Annotated in this window: 18 protein-coding genes; 14 read left to right on the forward strand and 4 right to left on the reverse strand. The window is 45.7% G+C overall.

The window, feature by feature from the left end; all coding sequences use genetic code 11:
- The first annotated feature begins 32 nt into the window (after nucleotides 1–32).
- The 3 genes from flgL to fliW all read left to right on the forward strand — a co-directional run bounded on the left by flgL (nucleotide 33) and on the right by fliW (nucleotide 2,095).
- Nucleotides 33–1,115 (forward strand): flagellar hook-associated protein FlgL, encoded by a 1,083-nt coding sequence (gene flgL / locus ACLWBD_RS02440; RefSeq protein WP_413569408.1) that lies wholly within the window; start codon nucleotides 33–35, stop codon nucleotides 1,113–1,115.
- Between the two features lie 60 nt (nucleotides 1,116–1,175).
- Entirely contained in the window at nucleotides 1,176–1,403 is a 228-nt protein-coding gene (csrA, locus tag ACLWBD_RS02445; RefSeq protein ID WP_041869353.1) for a carbon storage regulator CsrA, read from the forward strand.
- Between the two features lie 164 nt (nucleotides 1,404–1,567).
- Complete coding sequence (fliW, locus tag ACLWBD_RS02450; protein WP_063206279.1) at nucleotides 1,568–2,095, forward strand: flagellar assembly protein FliW; 528 nt, start codon at nucleotides 1,568–1,570, stop codon at nucleotides 2,093–2,095.
- Between the two features lie 349 nt (nucleotides 2,096–2,444).
- Here fliW and ACLWBD_RS02455 read toward each other — a convergent pair whose 3' ends face one another.
- Nucleotides 2,445–3,668, reverse strand: a complete 1,224-nt coding sequence (locus ACLWBD_RS02455) for a DNA recombination protein RmuC (RefSeq protein WP_063206280.1) — start codon at nucleotides 3,666–3,668, stop codon at nucleotides 2,445–2,447.
- Nucleotides 3,669–3,767: 99 nt separating this feature from the next.
- On the opposite strand from ACLWBD_RS02455, the gene menA reads away from it, so the two are divergent.
- The 4 genes from menA to ACLWBD_RS02475 are packed head-to-tail and all read left to right on the forward strand — an operon-like array spanning nucleotide 3,768 to nucleotide 7,112.
- Nucleotides 3,768–4,667, forward strand: coding sequence for a 1,4-dihydroxy-2-naphthoate octaprenyltransferase (gene menA, locus ACLWBD_RS02460; RefSeq protein WP_063206650.1), 900 nt, complete (start codon nucleotides 3,768–3,770; stop codon nucleotides 4,665–4,667).
- Nucleotides 4,664–5,656 carry an o-succinylbenzoate synthase MenC gene (gene menC / locus ACLWBD_RS02465; RefSeq protein WP_413569410.1) on the forward strand — a complete coding sequence of 331 codons (993 nt, stop codon included), beginning with the start codon at nucleotides 4,664–4,666 and terminating at the stop codon, nucleotides 5,654–5,656. The genes menA and menC overlap by 4 nt, the downstream gene beginning before the upstream one ends.
- A complete protein-coding gene (locus ACLWBD_RS02470) occupies nucleotides 5,632–6,792 on the forward strand; it encodes an AMP-binding protein (protein WP_413569411.1) in 1,161 nt (386 codons plus the stop codon). The genes menC and ACLWBD_RS02470 overlap by 25 nt, the downstream gene beginning before the upstream one ends.
- Nucleotides 6,789–7,112 carry a (2Fe-2S) ferredoxin domain-containing protein gene (locus tag ACLWBD_RS02475; RefSeq protein WP_413569412.1) on the forward strand — a complete coding sequence of 108 codons (324 nt, stop codon included), beginning with the start codon at nucleotides 6,789–6,791 and terminating at the stop codon, nucleotides 7,110–7,112. The genes ACLWBD_RS02470 and ACLWBD_RS02475 overlap by 4 nt, the downstream gene beginning before the upstream one ends.
- Here the strand turns inward: ACLWBD_RS02475 and ACLWBD_RS02480 are convergent.
- From ACLWBD_RS02480 to ACLWBD_RS02490, 3 genes are all read right to left on the reverse strand, one after another.
- Nucleotides 7,109–9,034: a hypothetical protein gene (locus ACLWBD_RS02480; protein WP_413569413.1), complete on the reverse strand. Its 1,926-nt coding sequence runs from the start codon at nucleotides 9,032–9,034 to the stop codon at nucleotides 7,109–7,111. The genes ACLWBD_RS02475 and ACLWBD_RS02480 overlap by 4 nt on opposite strands.
- 118 nt (nucleotides 9,035–9,152) lie before the next feature.
- Nucleotides 9,153–9,608, reverse strand: coding sequence for a YkgJ family cysteine cluster protein (locus ACLWBD_RS02485; protein WP_063206284.1), 456 nt, complete (start codon nucleotides 9,606–9,608; stop codon nucleotides 9,153–9,155).
- A gap of 1 nt (nucleotide 9,609) precedes the next feature.
- Nucleotides 9,610–10,032, reverse strand: coding sequence for an acyl-CoA thioesterase (locus ACLWBD_RS02490; RefSeq protein ID WP_413569414.1), 423 nt, complete (start codon nucleotides 10,030–10,032; stop codon nucleotides 9,610–9,612).
- Between the two features lie 91 nt (nucleotides 10,033–10,123).
- On the opposite strand from ACLWBD_RS02490, the gene ACLWBD_RS02495 reads away from it, so the two are divergent.
- The 7 genes from ACLWBD_RS02495 to ACLWBD_RS02525 all read left to right on the forward strand — a co-directional run bounded on the left by ACLWBD_RS02495 (nucleotide 10,124) and on the right by ACLWBD_RS02525 (nucleotide 18,029).
- The gene (locus tag ACLWBD_RS02495; protein ID WP_063206286.1) at nucleotides 10,124–11,080 is read left to right on the forward strand and encodes a polyprenyl synthetase family protein; all 957 of its coding nucleotides are present in this window, start codon (nucleotides 10,124–10,126) and stop codon (nucleotides 11,078–11,080) included.
- The gene (locus tag ACLWBD_RS02500) at nucleotides 11,077–12,144 is read left to right on the forward strand and encodes a prenyltransferase (protein ID WP_063206287.1); all 1,068 of its coding nucleotides are present in this window, start codon (nucleotides 11,077–11,079) and stop codon (nucleotides 12,142–12,144) included. The genes ACLWBD_RS02495 and ACLWBD_RS02500 overlap by 4 nt, the downstream gene beginning before the upstream one ends.
- Nucleotides 12,145–12,164: 20 nt before the next feature.
- Nucleotides 12,165–12,878: a class I SAM-dependent methyltransferase gene (locus ACLWBD_RS02505; RefSeq protein WP_413569415.1), complete on the forward strand. Its 714-nt coding sequence runs from the start codon at nucleotides 12,165–12,167 to the stop codon at nucleotides 12,876–12,878.
- Nucleotides 12,856–14,016 (forward strand): hypothetical protein, encoded by a 1,161-nt coding sequence (locus tag ACLWBD_RS02510; RefSeq protein ID WP_413569416.1) that lies wholly within the window; start codon nucleotides 12,856–12,858, stop codon nucleotides 14,014–14,016. Before ACLWBD_RS02505 ends, ACLWBD_RS02510 begins: the two co-directional genes overlap by 23 nt.
- Nucleotides 14,017–14,085: 69 nt before the next feature.
- Nucleotides 14,086–14,976, forward strand: a complete 891-nt coding sequence (locus tag ACLWBD_RS02515; protein WP_413569417.1) for a PP2C family protein-serine/threonine phosphatase — start codon at nucleotides 14,086–14,088, stop codon at nucleotides 14,974–14,976.
- Between the two features lie 206 nt (nucleotides 14,977–15,182).
- Complete coding sequence (locus ACLWBD_RS02520) at nucleotides 15,183–16,322, forward strand: citrate synthase (protein ID WP_413569418.1); 1,140 nt, start codon at nucleotides 15,183–15,185, stop codon at nucleotides 16,320–16,322.
- 180 nt (nucleotides 16,323–16,502) lie between these two features.
- Nucleotides 16,503–18,029, forward strand: coding sequence for a L,D-transpeptidase family protein (locus ACLWBD_RS02525; protein ID WP_063206291.1), 1,527 nt, complete (start codon nucleotides 16,503–16,505; stop codon nucleotides 18,027–18,029).
- The last annotated feature ends 113 nt before the right edge of the window (nucleotides 18,030–18,142 follow it).

Raw genomic sequence — 18,142 nt, forward strand, 5'->3', positions numbered from 1 at the left:
AGGCTGAAGCAGCATAAGGATAGAAAGTTTAAATGAGAATTGCAGATAAAATGTCATTCAATCAAGTGAACCAGAATCTGACGAAGAATCGTTCAGATATGGCGGACTTGCAGAATCAAGCTGCAACTCAAAAGCGTATCAATAAACCTTCGGATGATCCTTTGGCGTCAGCGCGTGTTTTGGCGTCTCGTACAGAAGAGCGTGGGAACACTCAGTTTATCAAGAATATCAATAACGCCCGTTCTTTCCTGGAGTTCTCGGACCAATCTTTGGGCGAACTTTCGGAAATCTTAGTGCGTGCGAAAGAGTTGGCTGTCAGCCAATCGAATGATGCCAGCGGAAACGAAGAAACACGTCTGGTCACGGCGTCTGAGATCGAGCAGATCTATAATCAGGCGATTCAAATCGGTAACCGTAAACTCGGAGAGCGTTACGTTTTCGGTGGCTATAAAACTCAAACCACTCCCTTCAATCAGGCCGGGGAATACTTCGGTGATGATGGAGACATGAAGATCCAAACTCATAAGGATTCTTTCGTTGCCATGAATATTCCGGGCAGCAAAGTCTTCTTAGGCCGAGGTTTGGGTGGCGACGGCATTGTACGTGCTCGTTACGAAGCGCCGACAACGGTTGAACAGTTAAAACAATTCCAAAAAGAAGAACAAGAACGTGAAGAGGTCAACCGCGAAGTCGAAAGCAACTTCATAGAGACACGTGGACCGGCATCAGACCGCCGTTCAAGTCGTTCTGACAAGCAAGATCCGGTGACAGGTGGTGGGGGAACAAACATCTTCTCAACCATTAAGGACCTTGAGATTTCTTTGCGTACCAATGACAAGCAAGGCGTTCAAGCCGCCCTGGATACCCTGGATCAGGCGATTTCTCAGGTGGTTTTGACCCGTTCTGAGGTTGGGTCCAGAATCATGGCTGTGAACAATACCATGGACTCCCTGCAAAAAGCCGTGGTGGACAATAAGGTGGCAGCATCCCAATTGGAAGATGCTGACGCTTTCCAGGTTATTTCAGATATCAATAAGACCGATAGCACCCTAAAAGCGACTCTCGAAACGTCGGGAAAGCTTATTCAACCAAGCCTTCTTGACTTTCTAAGATAAAAATAATACCTACAGTTCCGCTTAAAACTACCGATAACGACTGCAGCAAAAGGAGTTGTCATGCTGGTTCTCACACGGAAGTTGGGTGAAAGCATCGCTATCGATGACCACATCAAAATCAGAGTAGTTCAAATCAAAGGTAAACAGGTTCGTTTAGGCATTGAAGCGCCCAAAGACACCAAAATTCACCGTGAAGAAGTCTACGTAGCTATTCAGGAACAAAACCAGCAGTCTGCAAGTGTGCCCGCTGATAAGACACGCAGTGTCGCTAAACTCCTTAAGCCTTAGTCATCTTAAGACCCGCTCCCAGTGCGCTGAAGAAGCGGGTCGTCAAATGCTCTAAATTTTAATTGAGTCTCCCTAGATTTAGGTCCAGATTTATAGGTGTATTCACCATCATGCCGCCTTGGTGTGTCTAAAATTATGGATGAATACGTTTTCCGGGAGGATGAATGATCATTTCGACATCGCGCTTCGGCCAAGTTGAGCTGAAACAGGAAGATGTTCTGACGTTTCCAGAAGGCCTATTGGGTTTCGGGGATCTACGTAAGTTCGCTCTTCTTGATGATCCAAATGATGAAATCTTCGCCTGGTTGCAAAGCTGTGAAGCGCCTCAGATCGCATTCCCAGTTCTAGAGCCTGAGTTGTTTGCTCCTCAATACAAAGCCACATTGACGAAAAGTGATATGGAAGCTTTGAAATTGGCGGCACAAGAAAAAGCTCGCTACTTCTCTATCGTGACTATTCCAGATGATCCTACGCAAATGACGGCGAACCTAAAAGCTCCTGTTGTTGTGAACGTAGAAGCACGCACAGCTCGTCAATGTGTCCTTCAAGACAACAACTTGGCGATCCGTGAGCCTATCTTCACGAAACTTCAACAGCGCGTGGTTCAAAACCCTGCAGTGGCTATCAAGAACCAATCTTCTGGTATCGACGTAGCGACGAAATTGAACATTGTGAAAGAAGCGGGATTATAATTCCGAATCAAAATTAAGAATGAAAAAAGGCTTGGTCACCCAAGCCTTTTTTATTTGTCCGAGCAACAGACTTCCACTGATCTTTTATCCGTTCGATTGATTCTTGTGTTGAAGTCAGAATTGCAAATAAAAAAGCGGCCTCAAGACCGCCTTTTCTTATGGATGAGAGTCCCCTCACTCAAAGGAGGCTCTCTATGAAAAATACCCCTCAACAAGGTACTTTTCGGAAGTTTATAGAATTACTTAAGTTGTTAATCCTGATTCTGTTTTTACTAATCAGTTCGTGCAGTTAAGTTGTTAAGCTTGCCATAACCGGGATTCATCACGGATGAAGCGGTTTTGAGGCCGCTTAAGCATTCTCTAACTGAGGTAATGATTTTTCCGTTTTAGCACCCAAGCGTTTTAGATCTTCCACTTGGTCGATCAAGTTCCCGCGACCTTCAGAAACTTTCTTAATCACATCTTCGTGTGCTTTTTGAGCCGCGGAAAGTTTTTCGCCTAGGTTTTGAAGGTCTTTTAAAAGGCCTGCGAATTTTTCATAAAGAAGGCCACCACGCTTCGCGATTTCAAGCGCATTTTTTTCCTGACGATCTTGCTTCCACAAAGCCGCCACCGTTCTTAGTGTTGCTAGCAAAGTCGTTGGACTCACGATCGCCACGTTTCTTTCCCACGCGTACTGGAAGAGCTCTGGCTTCAATTTAAACGCCAAAGCAAAAGCCGGCTCTAAAGGCATGAACAAAATCACGAAGTCCGGTGAAATCAACTTATCGGCTGCGTGATATTTTTTCTCTGATAAACCGTCGATGTGTTTTTTCAAAGATTCAACGTGAAGCTTTCCCGCACGCTCAAGATCTTCAGGGGTTTCTGCCGAAGAGTATTGTTCGTAAGCGATCAATGTCATCTTTGAGTCGACGATTAAATGTTTTTCGTCGGGCAGACTGACGATAACGTCAGGACGAAGAATTTGTCCGTCTTCGCCACGCAAATCCAAGTCTGTTCCCTGAATGATGTACTCTTCACCTTTACGAAGGCCCGAGCGTTCCAGAATATTTTCTAAGATCAGCTCGCCCCAATTACCTTGCGTTTTTACTTCACCCTTAAGGGCTTTTGTCAGATTCTGCGTTTCTGCGGACATGACTTTATTTAGTTCCATGAGCTTCGAAAGTTCCCCGCGCAGCATGCCGCGCTCAGAGCGTTCTGTAGAATAAGTCTCTTCCACTTTCTTTTCGAAATCTTTGATGCGCTCTTTAAGAGGTTCCAAAACAGAAGCGATATTTTTGTGGTTCTGATCGGTAAACTTGGCAGACTTTTCTTCAAAGATTTTTTGCGCCATGACTTCAAACTGAGTGTTCATTTTTTCCGCCAGCGCTTCTTGCTGTTTGCGAGCATCGGTCATCAAGACCTTTTGTTCAGCGAGGCTTTGTGAAAGAAGATCATTTTTCATCTGCAATGCTTGAACATCCGCCTGCAACTGAGCTTTTTCAGATGTCGCTTGGGCTTTCATTTTGAAATAAACCACGAGGCCCGCGATAAGCGCTCCCGCGAAAAAAGAAAGGACAACGAATAGATTCATGAAAAGACCTCCGACGGTTTCTTTTTGCACTTAGAAATTGCATTGGTCATCAGAAAAAGTTCTGATAGAAATGGTTTAAAGTTAACTCGAAATGGTGCGATGCAAAATATGACTTCTTCTGCGATTCAAATCAAAAGTATCCTTCTGGCGTTCCGTCCGAAAACTCTCACGGCAGCTTTGGTGCCTTGTTTAGCGGGAACCGCCTTGGTGCGTGCCATTGGTCTTTCTTGGGATGGTTGGGTTTTATTTTACGCTTTAGCGGCCTCATTCTTAATTCAGATCGGAACGAATTTGGTTAATGATGCCGTTGATTTTAAAAAGGGCGCAGACACGGAAAAACGCATCGGCCCTCAGCGCATCACTCAGGCGGGGATTTTGACGGCGGGTCAGGTGATGGCCTTGGGATCTGTCTGTTTTCTTTTAGCCGTTCTTTGCGGTATTCCGCTTGTGATGAAAGGCGGCTGGGTCATCGTTGCTATCGGAATCGCTTCGGTATTGATGGGTTACTCTTATACGGCGGGCCCTTTTCCTTTAGCTTATTTGGGATTGGGCGATCTGTTTGTAATTCTATTCTTTGGTTTGCTGGCTGTCATGGGAATCGTATTTCTGAATACCGGTGAGTGGATGCAAGAGGCTTTCGTTTTGGGATTGCAGATCGGATTTCACGCCACCGTTCTTATTGCGATCAATAATCTTCGCGACCACAGCGGTGACGCTTTAGTGAATAAAAAAACTCTGGCCGTCCGTTTCGGAGTGAAGTTTTCACGCTATGAAATCGCGACATTGTGTTTTTTGCCTTTTGTATTGAATCTTTATTGGTGGTTTGAAGGTTACAAGATTCCGGCGATCGTTTCGATGTTTGCAATGCCGCTGGCATTTAAGATCACAAAAAATGTTTTCAATACAGAGCCCAGCCCCGCTTACAATAAATTTTTAGGTCAGGCAGCCGGTCTTCACTTGGTGTTTGGTCTTTTATTGGCGATAGGATTCGCGTTTTGATTCAAATTTCTTACAGCCCTTATTCTTTGCAACCTTTGCAATCGCTCAATGCGGTGGCGGGGGCGGCTGCTCGTGAAGGCGTGCTGCTAAAAATTGAATGGGCTGATGGTCTGAAGGGCTATGCGGATCTTCATCCTTGGCCAGAACTAGGTGATTTAACTTTAGAAGAACAGCTTTCGAATCTTCGTCGCGGTAAAATGTCGGCGCAAGTCGAGCAATGTTTTTGGTTGGCCCGTCGTGATGCCCAGGCACGCAAAGAAGGTAAAAGTCTTTTTGATGGTGGTGAGAAACTAAAAAACAACTTTCTGCTTTCGGATTTCACGGCTTTAAAACCCGGTTTTCTTGATGAGTTAAAAAAAGAAGGCTTTACCACTTTGAAAATCAAAGTGGGTCGCAATCTTCAGGAAGAGGCGGGGGTTCTTACGCATGTTGCGGCCGCAGGAATGAAGATCCGTTTGGATTTTAATGCCGTGGCGACGTGGCAGATCTTTGAACGTTTTATGGGAAGTTTGCCCGCAACGGTGAAGCCTTCCATTGAATACGTGGAAGATCCGTTTCCTTTTGATATCGCTGCATGGTCCGAAGCAAAGAACCTTGTAAAGATTGCCGTCGATAACCAATACGACAAAGTGCCTTGGGAAAAGTTGCAAAAAGCCCCTTTCGATGTGCTTGTGATTAAGCCCGCAAAAATCGACGTCGATAAGGCCCTTGCTCAATGTAAACAATGGAATCTGAAAGCCACGGTGACAAGCTACATGGATCATGCCGTTGGCATTGCTCATGCGGCAGCGATCGCCATGGAATTAAAGAAACAACACGGCGAAATGATTCTGGAAGCGGGTTGCCTGACTCATCGACAATTCAAAATGGACATGTTTTCGGCAGAGCTCAACACGCAGGGACCTTACTTACTCAAAGTGAAAGGCCGGGGTGTAGGGTTTGATAAATTGCTTGAGGGGTTGCCTTGGCATCAGCTCAAAAGAAGTTAGATCTTCATTCAGATAATAACGAGATCTTACTGAATCCACGTCTTCCTCAAGAAGACTTTGAGGCCCTTCACTCGTTAGCACTCTCGGTACAAAATGAAAGAAAATTAAAAGGCCATGTCTGGATTGCAACTTCTGGTTCGACGGCGGATTCAGTGGCGCGCACAAAACTTGTGGCTTTATCCAAAAAAGCGTTGATGAGTTCGGCTTCAGCCGTGAATCTGCATTTGCAAAGCACGTCTCAGGATGTGTGGACGCAAGTTCTGCCGCATTTTCATGTTGGCGGTTTGGGAATCGAAGTGCGGGCAGAGCTTGCCGGTGCGAAAGTGATTTCGGCATTGAAGGACGGGCGCTGGGACGCTCATCACTATTACAGCATTCTTAAAAGCGAAAAGTGCACGTTGTCCGCTTTAGTGCCGACCCAAGTGTACGACTTGGTCGCTCATTCTTATCAAGCTCCCTCGACATTAAGGGCTATTGTGGTGGGTGGGGGCGCTTTCGAAGTCGAGTTATTCAAAAAAGCACGATCGTTGGGGTGGCCTGTGTTACCCAGCTACGGAATGACGGAAACAGCTTCGCAAATTGCAACTGCGAACCTGGATTCTTTAAAGAGTGATGAGTTTCCTGACATGGGGTTGCTCTCGCATGCCACCGCACGAACAAATGAAAATGGTTACTTAGAAGTTCAAGCGGATTCGTTATTCACATGTTATGCCCAAAATACTCAAGGTGGAACGCGCTCATGGGATCCGAAGGTGGAAGGCTGGTTTACGACGGAAGATCGCGGTCAGGTTCTTGACGGGGTTCTGCATGTGCAGGGGCGTAGCAAGGACTATATTAAAATCGGTGGCGAGGGGACAAACGTCGCGCACTTAAGATCCGTCTTAGAAAACTGCGCTCTGGCTTTGAATCCAAGCTTTCCTTTGAAAGTGACATTGTTAGATATGCCATCTGAAAGGTTAGGGTGTGAAATTCACATTGTCAGTCTACTTTCAGAAGCAGAAACTGATAACATAGTGAAAGCCTATTCTGATAAGGTGCTTCCGTTTGAAAAACCGCGCAGGGTCCATTACGTGAAGAACATCCCACGCAGTGATCTGGGCAAGATTTTGTGGGCGCAATTAAGGAGCTTGTTATGATTAAAAAAGAAGAAAATCCATGGTCGAAGGGCATCGTGCTTGTTTGTACGAAGTGCCATAAATCTATCAGCTCTAAAAGTCTGCATGAAGAGGGCAACGCCGGAGAAAATCTAAAAACGTTTCTGAAAAGATCCTTCAAAGAAAGTGGCGATCTTTCAAAAATTCGCATTGTGACTTCAAGTTGTTTGGATGTCTGTATCGACGAACTGCAAGCTTTGACTTATGCCAGTGTTGATGGCGACACCGAAACGTTCACGGTCCACCCCGAGGCAGACCGTGAAGAGTTGATGCAGATTTTGCGAATGAAAATTAAGGGTTAGTTGGAAAGAGTTCCCATCAGGTTTTCTGTATAGAATCCAGGAAGCACCGGTGACACTGTTAATTGCGTTCCATTTGGGATGCCAGACTTCGAGATATAGAAAGTTGCAGAGGCCATTCCACCTGGAATGGTCACAGAAGATCCAAGTGCTGTTGCGCAGCTCGAATCACTGTAAAGTCGATCATTCACCCCGTCACCAAAACTCACATTCAACGGAACATTCAGACTTGATGGTAAAAAGACAGGATTAGAAGCCTCATCTTTGCGAGTTACAGTCACTGCTACGCAGGAAGGCGCCAAGGATAAATTCCAAAGACCCGAATCAGTGTGAAGCGCCAGGCGGCTGGCAACTGTTTTTACTCTAATCTCTGTATTGTTGTTCGCAGTCAGGCCACTTAGTTTAAAGTGATAAGTGCCGTCAGCGATAGTGGGCTTGAAATACACTTTGGCTGAATCAGCGCCCGCAGAAATTATGGCTTGAGTCACTTCATATCCAGGATAGCAGCCTGAAGTTGCATAGAAAGTTCCTACGGAGCTTTCCACTGTGGCAAGATTAAGGGTCGTGTCGTTGCCAGCAGGCAAACGCGTGCCATTTTCATTCATCACCACGATTTGGTATGCCTGACACGAATGGCGAGCCACATCCCGAGGCCCCCAAATATCTGCTTTCGTGACCGTGTTTTGGTTCGAAAGATCCACCTTCATTTTGTACGGTGCAAAGTCATAACCGTAAGAACTACCTGATGCCGTCGTCGCAGAAATATTAAATAACTTATAGGACTCTGTTTCGGTTCCAGAGACATATTTCATATGGACCGTGAATTCATTGCTGTACGAGGGCAGACTTACGTTTGTCGATTCCGTAGAACAGGTGTTGTCTGCATAAAACTTCACCTTAGGATCGGAACTGGTAAGGCTGAGGACGCCACCCGCATTGTTATCCACCGTGGAACGATTGTAGTTATTCGTACGCATCTTCATCGGATAGCAAACGTCTTTGTAAATCTGATAGCGGTGGTCTTCCAACGAAATCCAACGTGTAGCCGTCGAAGAAGAGTCGCGCATTGTCACCGAATAAGCTGTCGGATTTGCCGTCAAAGCTGATGGAGAAATTACTTTGAAAGTCATGACACCGGATTTTGCATCCACCGGAAATCGATAAATAATATCTATGCCGTCTTGAGCAGCAGGAATGGAAAACGTTGTTAAACCCGCAGTTCCCGCGGTATCGCTTTCACAATCTTGAAAGGTGGCATAGGCCGCAACCGTAGATGAAACACTCTGAAAAGTTTTTTGAACGGAAAAACTAAGAGCCGACGTATGCGAAGCACGATAGCCTTGGGCGTTTGTTAGATAAACACGCATAGAATCACATTGCCCTGAACCCGCAAACCCGGCGGGCCACGTTTTTTCAATATTGACCGTTGTTGCCGGGCTTGAACCATTGCCTCCGCCGTGATCTTCAGGATCTTGCAGAACTAGAATCGCCGTATCACCAATCAGTGTTTCACCTTTGATGTAGATGTAATCAACGTCAGTGCCATTGCTTCCACCCACGATACCCCAGATATTTTCTAAATCATTTTTCGTTAGATAAAGATCAAAAGACCCATCAGAACAATCGCGATCGTTTGTGACACCCGTAAGACTTGTCCCTGTTGTATCGGGAATTGAAGGCGGTTGATGCCAGGTCGTTTTATCGAAGCTTAAAAGAATATTTCCTACGCGGGCATCGCAGCTTCCTTGAATGCGCACATAGTTTTGCAAATCAAAATCCTGATCAAAGGGACTGGATCCCTTCAGGGAAGGCGCGGGCAACTTTTTGCCTAACGAAGCCACTTCCAATTCAGGACTTTTGCAACTTGTTAACAAGGTCGCAGAAAGGAGTAAAACAGAGAGATATTTAGAGCTTACGTTCTTCATGGATATCTCTTCGACAAAGGACGAGGGGTCCTTAAGATTCAGAATGAGATTCTTAGAAGAACTAAATTTCTTGTAAGTCTGATGACTCAGGCTGAGACGAAAAAAAGAAAGGGCTCAGTTATTTGCCCCAACCCTTCTCACTTTGAATTTGTTCACGCAACTGGGCTTCAATTTTTTCAGCGGGAATCACTTCACCGCGACCGACACCAGGGCAGAAGGCTTTGACATCTTTCGCCCACGACTTCGCGTTCATCACTTCGGGCCAGAAGGGCCATGTGCGACATTGAGTGGGGCGCGCTTCATAAGCGCCACAGCTTTTTCCTTTTAGAAACATGCAATCCGGGTTTTTAGGATCTTCTTTCAAATGCCAGATTCCGCCGCTGCGAGCACAGTATTTTTTCGTGAACTCTCCCACGCGCATGTTGAAGTGCTTTGCAAAGCGCTTGCGGTCTTCAAGACTCAAAAAGACGTAGCCATATTCACCATGAGACGTGCAGCATTTGCCAGAGCCGGTGCATTCAAAACGAACTCCCTTGCGCCACCATTCATCACCTGTAAATTTGAACTCTTCCATCCTAGCCTTTCGACGCTTCCAAGTAAGGTTGCAAACGCGACTTCATTTCGGCAGGCAAAGCTGCTTTTTGCTTTGTTTTTCCATCCACCACGGAATGAACCATGTGAACCACCGCGTTTGTTTTACCGGACTGAGTAAACACATACTTCATTTTAAACGAAGTTTCACCAAAACTCGCCACTGTCACCGCGATGTCGTAGGTTTGACCAGGAAAGAAAGGAGACAAAAAGTCAGATTCGGTGTGGCGGATCGGGATGATCAAATCACGTTGGCCAAACCAGCCCTGATAGGTATAACCAGCGGCTTGAATAAACTCCTCAAATGCGTCGTGGGCGAATCCGAAAATATTCCCGAAAAACATGATTCCCGCAGGGTCGGATTCCCTGAAGGTTAGGGTCTTTTTGGTGTGAAAGATTTTATTCATAATGTCTCGAACTTTAAGGCCGGAGAGCCCTTGACAGCAAGCAGATAAATCGACAAGTTATCGGCTTACGACCCACCTTCAGGAGTTAAAATTGCAGCGAAGTGTCATTGATCTTAAAGTCTATGATCCAAAGGATTTTCCGGCTTATTTGCCGAAGCTGAATAAGCTTTATGATGATCTCTTCGCAGGTGGAAAAGGCTTCCGCGCAAAACTCATTCGCATGATGAGTTCCAATCTTTCTTTAGATCCCAAAGCCGAACTTCTTTTAGGTCAAACTATCGAGTTCATCCACAACGCCTCTTTGCTTCACGATGATCTTATTGATCGTTCTCATCTTCGCCGTGGCAAAACGGCGGCATGGTTGAAGTACACTCCCGAATACGCTGTTCTTGCGGGGGACTACCTTTTGGCGCGTGTGATGGTGAATCTTTCTGGTCACGGCAATATCAAGCTGGTGCAATACACGGCGGAAGTGATCTCGGACCTTTTGGAAGGGGAGTGGCTTCAGGATTCAGTTGTGGGTGACTTCTTTGTGACGCTCGAACAACTGGATCGTATTCATAACTTAAAGACGGCCAGCTTATTTAAATGGTGTATTCGCGCTCCATTCATCGCGCAAGAAAGATACGACGAAGAATTGCATCGTGTGCTTGAAGAGATGGGAACTTTGTTGGGTCAGCTTTTCCAACGCAGTGATGATCTTCTTGATTACGACATTCGTAATGATGAAGGCAAAGCCATTCTTGGCGATTTGAAATCAGGATATTTAAATTCATTCGGAGCTTTCGTTTCGAAAGGCCGTTCCCGTCAAGAGATCGACACTCTGGTGAAGAGCAAAAATCTTGAAGAGTATTACGCCAGCATCGGTGGTAAAGCTCAGTTTGATCAAAAGCTTCTTGAGTTTGACGAAATGAACAAAGGCTTGATCCAAATGTACAATCATCACTTGGAGCGCCTGAAAACTTTCTTAAAGCCCGGTGAGGAAGGTTTGATCGACCAACTTCGTCCTTTGACTGAGATTCTTTACTGGAGAAGGAAGCCGTCGTGAGTGAATTGATCACGCTTTCCAAGAATTCTCCTGAGTTTGAATCTTACCTTCTTGGAACATTCTCAAAAACCCATCGCGCTCTTCCCGTCCAAACACTGAATGTGAATTCAGCGTCTGAGACGGTGACTTTCCGTATTCTGCCTTTGGAAAGTATCAAGAAACCCTCATCGTTGACGGTGCTTTTACAGACTTTCAAGGCGCGCAGTTTCTTGCTGATCTTGGCTCCGTTGTTTTTAGTTCTAACGAAAAACATCGCTTATCGTACGGTCGTAGATCCTTTAACAACGGCCATCGCGACAGTGGGTGTATTGCTTGCGTTCATTGCGGTAAATCTTCGCAATGACTACATGGACCACATGAAAGGCGTAGATCGCGTCCTTGAAAGAAGTGGCAGCCGTTCAATTCAAAACGGTTGGGTGACCGCCGACCAAGTTAAAAATTATTCGACGGTCCTACTTAGTATGGCCATTCTTTGCGCACTTCCGATCATCTTTGCGTTTCCTGAAGTCGCGGGAGTTATTTTCTTAAGCTTGATCATTGGATTGTGGGCTCAGTTTAAAAAACAAAATTCCTTTAAGTATCAGATCGGCGGAGAACTTGCCCTGTTTCTGATGTTAGGTCCCTTGTTAACCGTTGGATATCAGCTTGCCATGGGGGCCGGTTTTGACTGGGAAAGCGTGTGGCTAGGGTGCCTTTGGGGATGGCTGGTTCTTTTTGTAGTTCAACTGAAAAATTTCATGAACATCTTTCCTAGTGCGCAAGCGGGTTTCACGAATACGGTGAATTGGTTGGGCTTTGATAAAAGTCGTCGCCTCTTGGCCGTGTGGTGGATTTTGTTCCTGGGTTTCAATTTGCTTTTCCACGTTCAGTATGCCGGATTCTATTGGGGTTTTTATTTATCCCTGGTTCTGGTTTTGCTCTCTTTCAGTTTTATTTATAAGCTCAAAAATATTTCCAGTCCTGTTGGCAGCGAACTGCGCGCCGTTTTCAAAGCGGGATTTTATCTTTTCCTGATCACCATAGGCCTGTGGGTATTTGAATGTCTGTGGTATCTGGGAACATAAGCCCGTCTCGAACTTGTATTTTGGCTTCTGAAAATGCTTTAGAAAAAGCGCAGTACTGGGCATCCTTTTTAAATTGCCCGGTAAACCCAGCGAATAAAGACGATTTCTTTTTTCATTTCTTCATTGAAGCAGATCGCGTGTATGTGCGCGATCAAGAACGTCGCCTTTTAGAAATCGATTTTGATAAAAATCATCTGGATTACGAACGCAAAGGTCATCGTGGTAAGAACGAACTTATTGCCAAGGCTTTGGGTGTTGCGAAGGGCTGCCGAAAAATTTTAGACCTTTCAGTGGGTTTAGCTGTCGACAGCGTGTTTTTGACTCAACTGGGATTTCAAGTCACCGGCGTTGAAAGATCGCCGGTGCTTTATGCTCTTTTAAAGGAAGCGTTTGAGAAAACTCAAAAAGAGTATCTGAAGTCTTACGAACTTTTTTATTCTGACAGTCTGAACTTTTTAAAGGAAAAAAAGGGTCAGATCGAAATTGACAGCATTTATTTTGATCCGATGTATCCGCATAAAAAGAAGTCTGCATTGCCGAAGCAAGAGATGGTCGTCTTTCGTGATCTCGTTGGACATGATGATGATGCGGCGGATGTCTTGAAGGAAGCTCTAACCTGGCCGGTGCAAAGAGTGGTTGTGAAACGCCCTTTGCATGCAGAAGAATTGTTGCCAGGGGTCCGTCACGCATACGAAGGAAAGGTGGTCCGCTATGATACTTATGTGGTTGGGTAGTTTTTTTCTGGTGATGTACGGTTTGACGGAATCTCAGAAGCACTTAGGGACTCTTTTCTCGTCCTTGCATAAAAAAGTTCTTAACATGGGAATGGAAACAAATTTGGTAAAGACTTTTATCCGTTGCGCTGATGTGGTGATCTTTGAAGCTTCACCACAGCGTTCCCTTTACACGGGGATGGCTTTGTACAATCTGCGTGTCTTACCCTTGGCTCCAGCGACTTTGATCATGGCGATGAGCACACTGGGCGCTTGGTGGATCGCGATTCTTAGCCTTTTGTTCTTGGGCTTCAGTGGGTATTTTATTTTAGGTCTTTGTGTTTTGGGTCTTTTTATTTTCACTTCCAGCGCGAAAGCAAAAACACTCTTACAGTTTGCTTTTAGCGTGGGAATTTTTCTGATCGGCGGCGAAAGCATGATCAAAAATTCCACGGTCATTCAGAATCTTTTAGGCCAAAGTGATTTGGCTTTCTTTTTGGCCGACGGTCGCTTTCCCCCGGTATTGACTCTTCTTGGCGCAAGTCTTCTTTTGAGTCTTGTTATCAAAACAGAGTTTTGGACTCTGGTTTTGGGATTAAGCCTGCTAATGACAAGCACGGTGTCGTTAAACGGCGTGATGGGGCTTGTTGCTGGTGAAAGAATAGCGCGCATGATTCTTTTTTGGTGGCACTCGCGGTCTTTGAATCAAGATTGTCAGCGCATCGGAAAGCAACTTGCGGCTGTTTCCATTCTTGGAGTTCTGATCGGTTTCTGGTTGGCAGGCGAAGCACGCAATCTTTTCTATTTTAATTTTTCAACGGACATGGCTTCTTTTCAGGATAAGAGCCTGCAATTTGTCGGGCTCGTTCTTGTGATTTTAGTGTGTCAGTTCTTAGCGCAAATGATTTGGGGCCACTTCGGAAGTCGCGTCAAAGTCGACGAGCTGCAAGAGGCTAAATATTTTCCACCTATGTGGACTGAGCGTGAATATCTTTCTTTGCCAGCTATGTCCTGGGCCAAAGAGAAAGTGCAAAAGCGCTTAAGCGAAATTCGCTATCACCTGCAGGGACTTGGTTCTTTGAAAGAGGGACAGGTGCCAGAGCACATTCAAAATCGTCTGAAGGATGAAGAGCAGCAGTTAACCCGCCTGGTGTTTTAAAACCCCGACTAAAGGCTGTGACTTGCGATAAGGATGACACTCACGAGTGTCCTCCTTACAATGTTTTTCATGGCAGACGAGACTGATTTTAAAGAGCGTATTTCTGAACTCGAACATGAACTCGCAGTAAAAGATGCTGAGCTTCATCGTTATCGCCTGGAGCTTTCCAAGGCCAACACGGCATTAGAGAAGCTGATCACGCAAATCAGTCAGGAATTGAAGTTCGCTCAGACGCTGCAAAAGTTTCTTTCTCCGACAGAACTTCCCAATGTTCAGGGTTTTGAATTTAGCACTAAGTTTTTACCAGGCACGCGTTCCGGTGGTGATTACTTTGATATCTTTGAGCATGAAGACAAATTGAAATTTGGAATTTTGATCTCGAGTGCGAGTGGTTATTCTCTGTCGTCACTTTTGCTTTCCGTGATTATTAAAATCTCGTCGCAGATGGAAGCTCGTCGAGGACTTGAAGCGCATAAGGTCGTGGCTTTGCTGGCAAAAGAGATCGTGCCGCATATTTTGAATGAAGATAAAGCCAGCGTCTTTTATGGCGTGGTCGACCGCCGTAGTTATGAAATGCAGTACTGTTCCGTCGGTGTGATAGATGGCTTTTTACAGGTCTATGGTCAAGACAGCTTGGTAGAGCTTCTACCAACGGGGCCTAGCTTCTCGAAAGACTTTAACACGGAGCCTCAAAGTCGCATGGTGCAGCTCAATCCGCGGGATCGTCTAGTGATTGCGACCGAGGGTTTGAAGAATTCTCAGAACTCGTTAGGGGTGAACTGGGGTGGGCACGGACTTTCTGAGGCTATTTCTCGGGCGCCGAAACAAGGTGTTCACGAACTGCGTAACGAGATCTTATTCTCGAATGAAAAATACACGGGTAAGACGGATCCGGTGAGGGATCAAACCTTGATTGTCACGGAAGTAAAAGACAAGGTCATCAAGCTCGCTAAAAACTAAAACGGCCTGATGTTTTATGAAAAACGCTCTCCTCTAGAGCGTTCCATTTCTTGAATTCCAGCTCGATTTTCGTGGGTTCTTCGTCGGGGACCAAATCGTTTTCAACAACGGGTTTATGGGACTTTGGATGTGTAAGTCCGTGACTTGTTGTTGAATTTCTTGTTATGAGTACAATGTTTAAGTGAAAAGTCAGAAAGGAAACTACAATGGCTGAAGTAAATATCTACGAAGGCGCCTTGGATAAGGGTTTGGAAGGCGTTGTTGCGTGTACGACGAAAGTATCTTTTATCGTCGGTGATTCTTTAAATTTCCGTGGTTACACAATTGACGATCTTGCGGAAAATTCAACTTTTGAGGAAGTTACTTACCTTCTTTGGAATGACAAAATGCCTAACGCGAAAGAGCTAGAGACTTTTTCTGCGACACTTCGCAAAGAAATGGCATTGAGCCCAGAATTTATCAAAGTTCTTAAGGCAATTCCTACAAACGTTCACCCAATGGGTTGGTTGCGTACAGCTGTATCATTGATGGCTCACTGGGATTCTGACGCTAACGACAACTCTGCTGAAGCGAACCTTCGTAAATCAGTTCGTTTGACGGCAAAAATGGGAACTTTGCTTTGTGCATTTGATGCTATTCGCAAAGGTCAAGAGCCTGTTCAACCTAAGGCTGATAAATCTATCGCTTGGAACATGATGTACATGCTTGGTGGCGGTAAAGAGCCTAATGCTGAGCACGTAAAAGTGATGGACACTTGCTTGATCCTTCACGCGGACCACGAATTGAACTGCTCTGCATTCGCAACTCGTGTAACTGCTTCTTCATTGTCAGATCTTCACTCTGCGATCGTATCTGCGATTGGTGCGTTGAAAGGACCTCTTCACGGTGGTGCCAACGAACAAGTGATCTTGATGCTGCAAAAAATCGGAACAATGGACAAAGCACAACAATTTGTTAAAGACGCTTTGCAAGCTAAAGAAAAAGTAATGGGTATCGGTCACCGCGTTTATAAAAACGGCGATCCTCGTGCTCGTATCTTGCGTGGCATGTCTGACAAATTGACTAAAGCCGCTGGCATGCACCACATGTACGAAATGTCGACTTTGATTGACGACACTATGTACAAAGAAAAAGGTTTGATGCCGAACGTGGACTTCTATTCTGCAACTGTTTACTTCTCTATGGGCATCCCCACAGATCTATTCACTCCGATCTTTGCGGCTTCTCGTATTTCTGGATGGTGTGCTCATGCGTTTGAACAATACGCAAACAACCGCATCTATCGTCCTCGTGGTAAATGGGCAGGCAAAGAAGGTCTTAAGTGGACTCCTGCGGCTCAAAGATAATTTGTTGAGCTTCAAATTTTCTACTGCGAAAGAGGAGACTTCAGGTCTCCTCTTTTTTTTTGCTCTTTTGCAGAGTATTTTTTTTTCGAAATATATGCGTCCCTAGCCCACTCAGCGCTGCCCAAATTCCCCAATTCGGAACAGAATTTTCTTTAATGAATGGAACCTGAGGGGGAGGCTATGAAATTGTTTCTAATCGCTTTTCTTCACACGTTGCTGTTGGTGAGTACACAGGCTAACGCGCAATTTACGCAGGCCGCACGCGCAGACTACTTGAACATCATCGATGAGCTCGATCTGGGTGACATGCGAAACACGATGCTCAACGTGGGGAATGAGGGGTTGAACCCCAGCCGTTATTGGACGGCCGCCATGGAGCAAGCCTGGAAGGTCGGAGGCTATTGGGATGCGAACCTGAAGCGTCAGGCAAACGAAAACTTTCTTTTACTCCTTGAAGACATGCACGGAGGAGTTGTGGACCCAAGCACGATGGGTTCCGACGTTAAGATGTCGAAGAAATCTTTCGTGAGCGATAAGCAGCTTCGTGTGTTGATGTACACTCATGGTTTACGCTCGCAACCTTTGCTGATGAGCTTTTCTCCACAATCAGCTCCGTATATTTCTTTAAAAGAAGCCCTTCGTCGCATCACTTACTATTGCAACAATGGCATGTGGACGAATCTTCCGACACCCGCAAAAAAAGTGGAGCTTGGCGGAAGTGATCCCGCAATTCCTGCATGGAAAGAACGTCTGCGTCTGTTAGGCTATAAAATCTCAAGCGTGGACCAGACTTTCGATACGCAGATGATGACTGCAATCAATGACATCCAATGGTTGAACAAAGTTGTGCCCGACGGTTCTATCACCGCCAGCGGAAGTACCTATAAATATCTGAACACAGGCTGTATAGAAAGAGCTCGTCAGATTCGCTTAGATATGGAAAAGCTTCGTTGGTTCCCGCAAACCTTTGAAGACCGCTATATTTATGTGAACTTGGCGATGACTCAATTCAATTTGATCGACAAGCAGACGGGCACCAGTATGAACTTCCGTACGATCAATGGTCGCACCGCGCGTCCTTCACCAACGATGAAGGACAAAGTGGTTTACATCGTGATCAACCCGTACTGGGTCGTGCCACCGACCATTTTCCGTGAAGACAAGATGGAGGATTTAAAAGGTTTAAGTCCATCGCAAATCACAGAATATTTCGACAGTCATAACTATGAACTTTGGAACAGCACTTTCACTAGACGCGTGGACCCATCCACCGTTGATTGGAACAGTTTAGACCCCAATTCAGACAACCTGTTCTATATTCGTCAGCGTCCACACTTGGGGAATGCTTTGGGAGTATTGAAGTTCATGATGACAAACCCTTACGCGATTTATCTGCATGACACGAATCAGCGTGAGCTTTTCGCCGACGGACAAAGACAATTGAGTTCTGGCTGTATTCGCTTGGAACAGCCTGTGGAGTTGGCGGAGTATCTGTTGAAAGGGACGAACTGGAATCGCAGTGCTATTGAGGCGGCGATGGCGAAGCCGGGTGAAGTTATGGAAAACGACACCCGCGTTAACTTGCAAAAGCCTATTCCGGTTTATCTTGTGTTCCAGACTTCGAGTTTGAATTCGGATGGGGTTATTCGGTTCTCTGAGGATACTTATCGTCAGGGAGCTCGGATGCTTCAGCGCGGGGCTTATTAGTCTTTCAATTCTGCGACGTGCTTTGCTGAAGGCAAGGGGCTGAGGCTCCTTGTCGCTTCGGTCGGGCACGCCGTCCGGGCTCAGTTGCCGCCGCACTTTGTGCGGTTCGCGCC

The organism is Bdellovibrio sp. HCB117 (assembly GCF_047305915.1).
In the GTDB taxonomy this organism is placed as follows: domain Bacteria; phylum Bdellovibrionota; class Bdellovibrionia; order Bdellovibrionales; family Bdellovibrionaceae; genus Bdellovibrio; species Bdellovibrio bacteriovorus_B.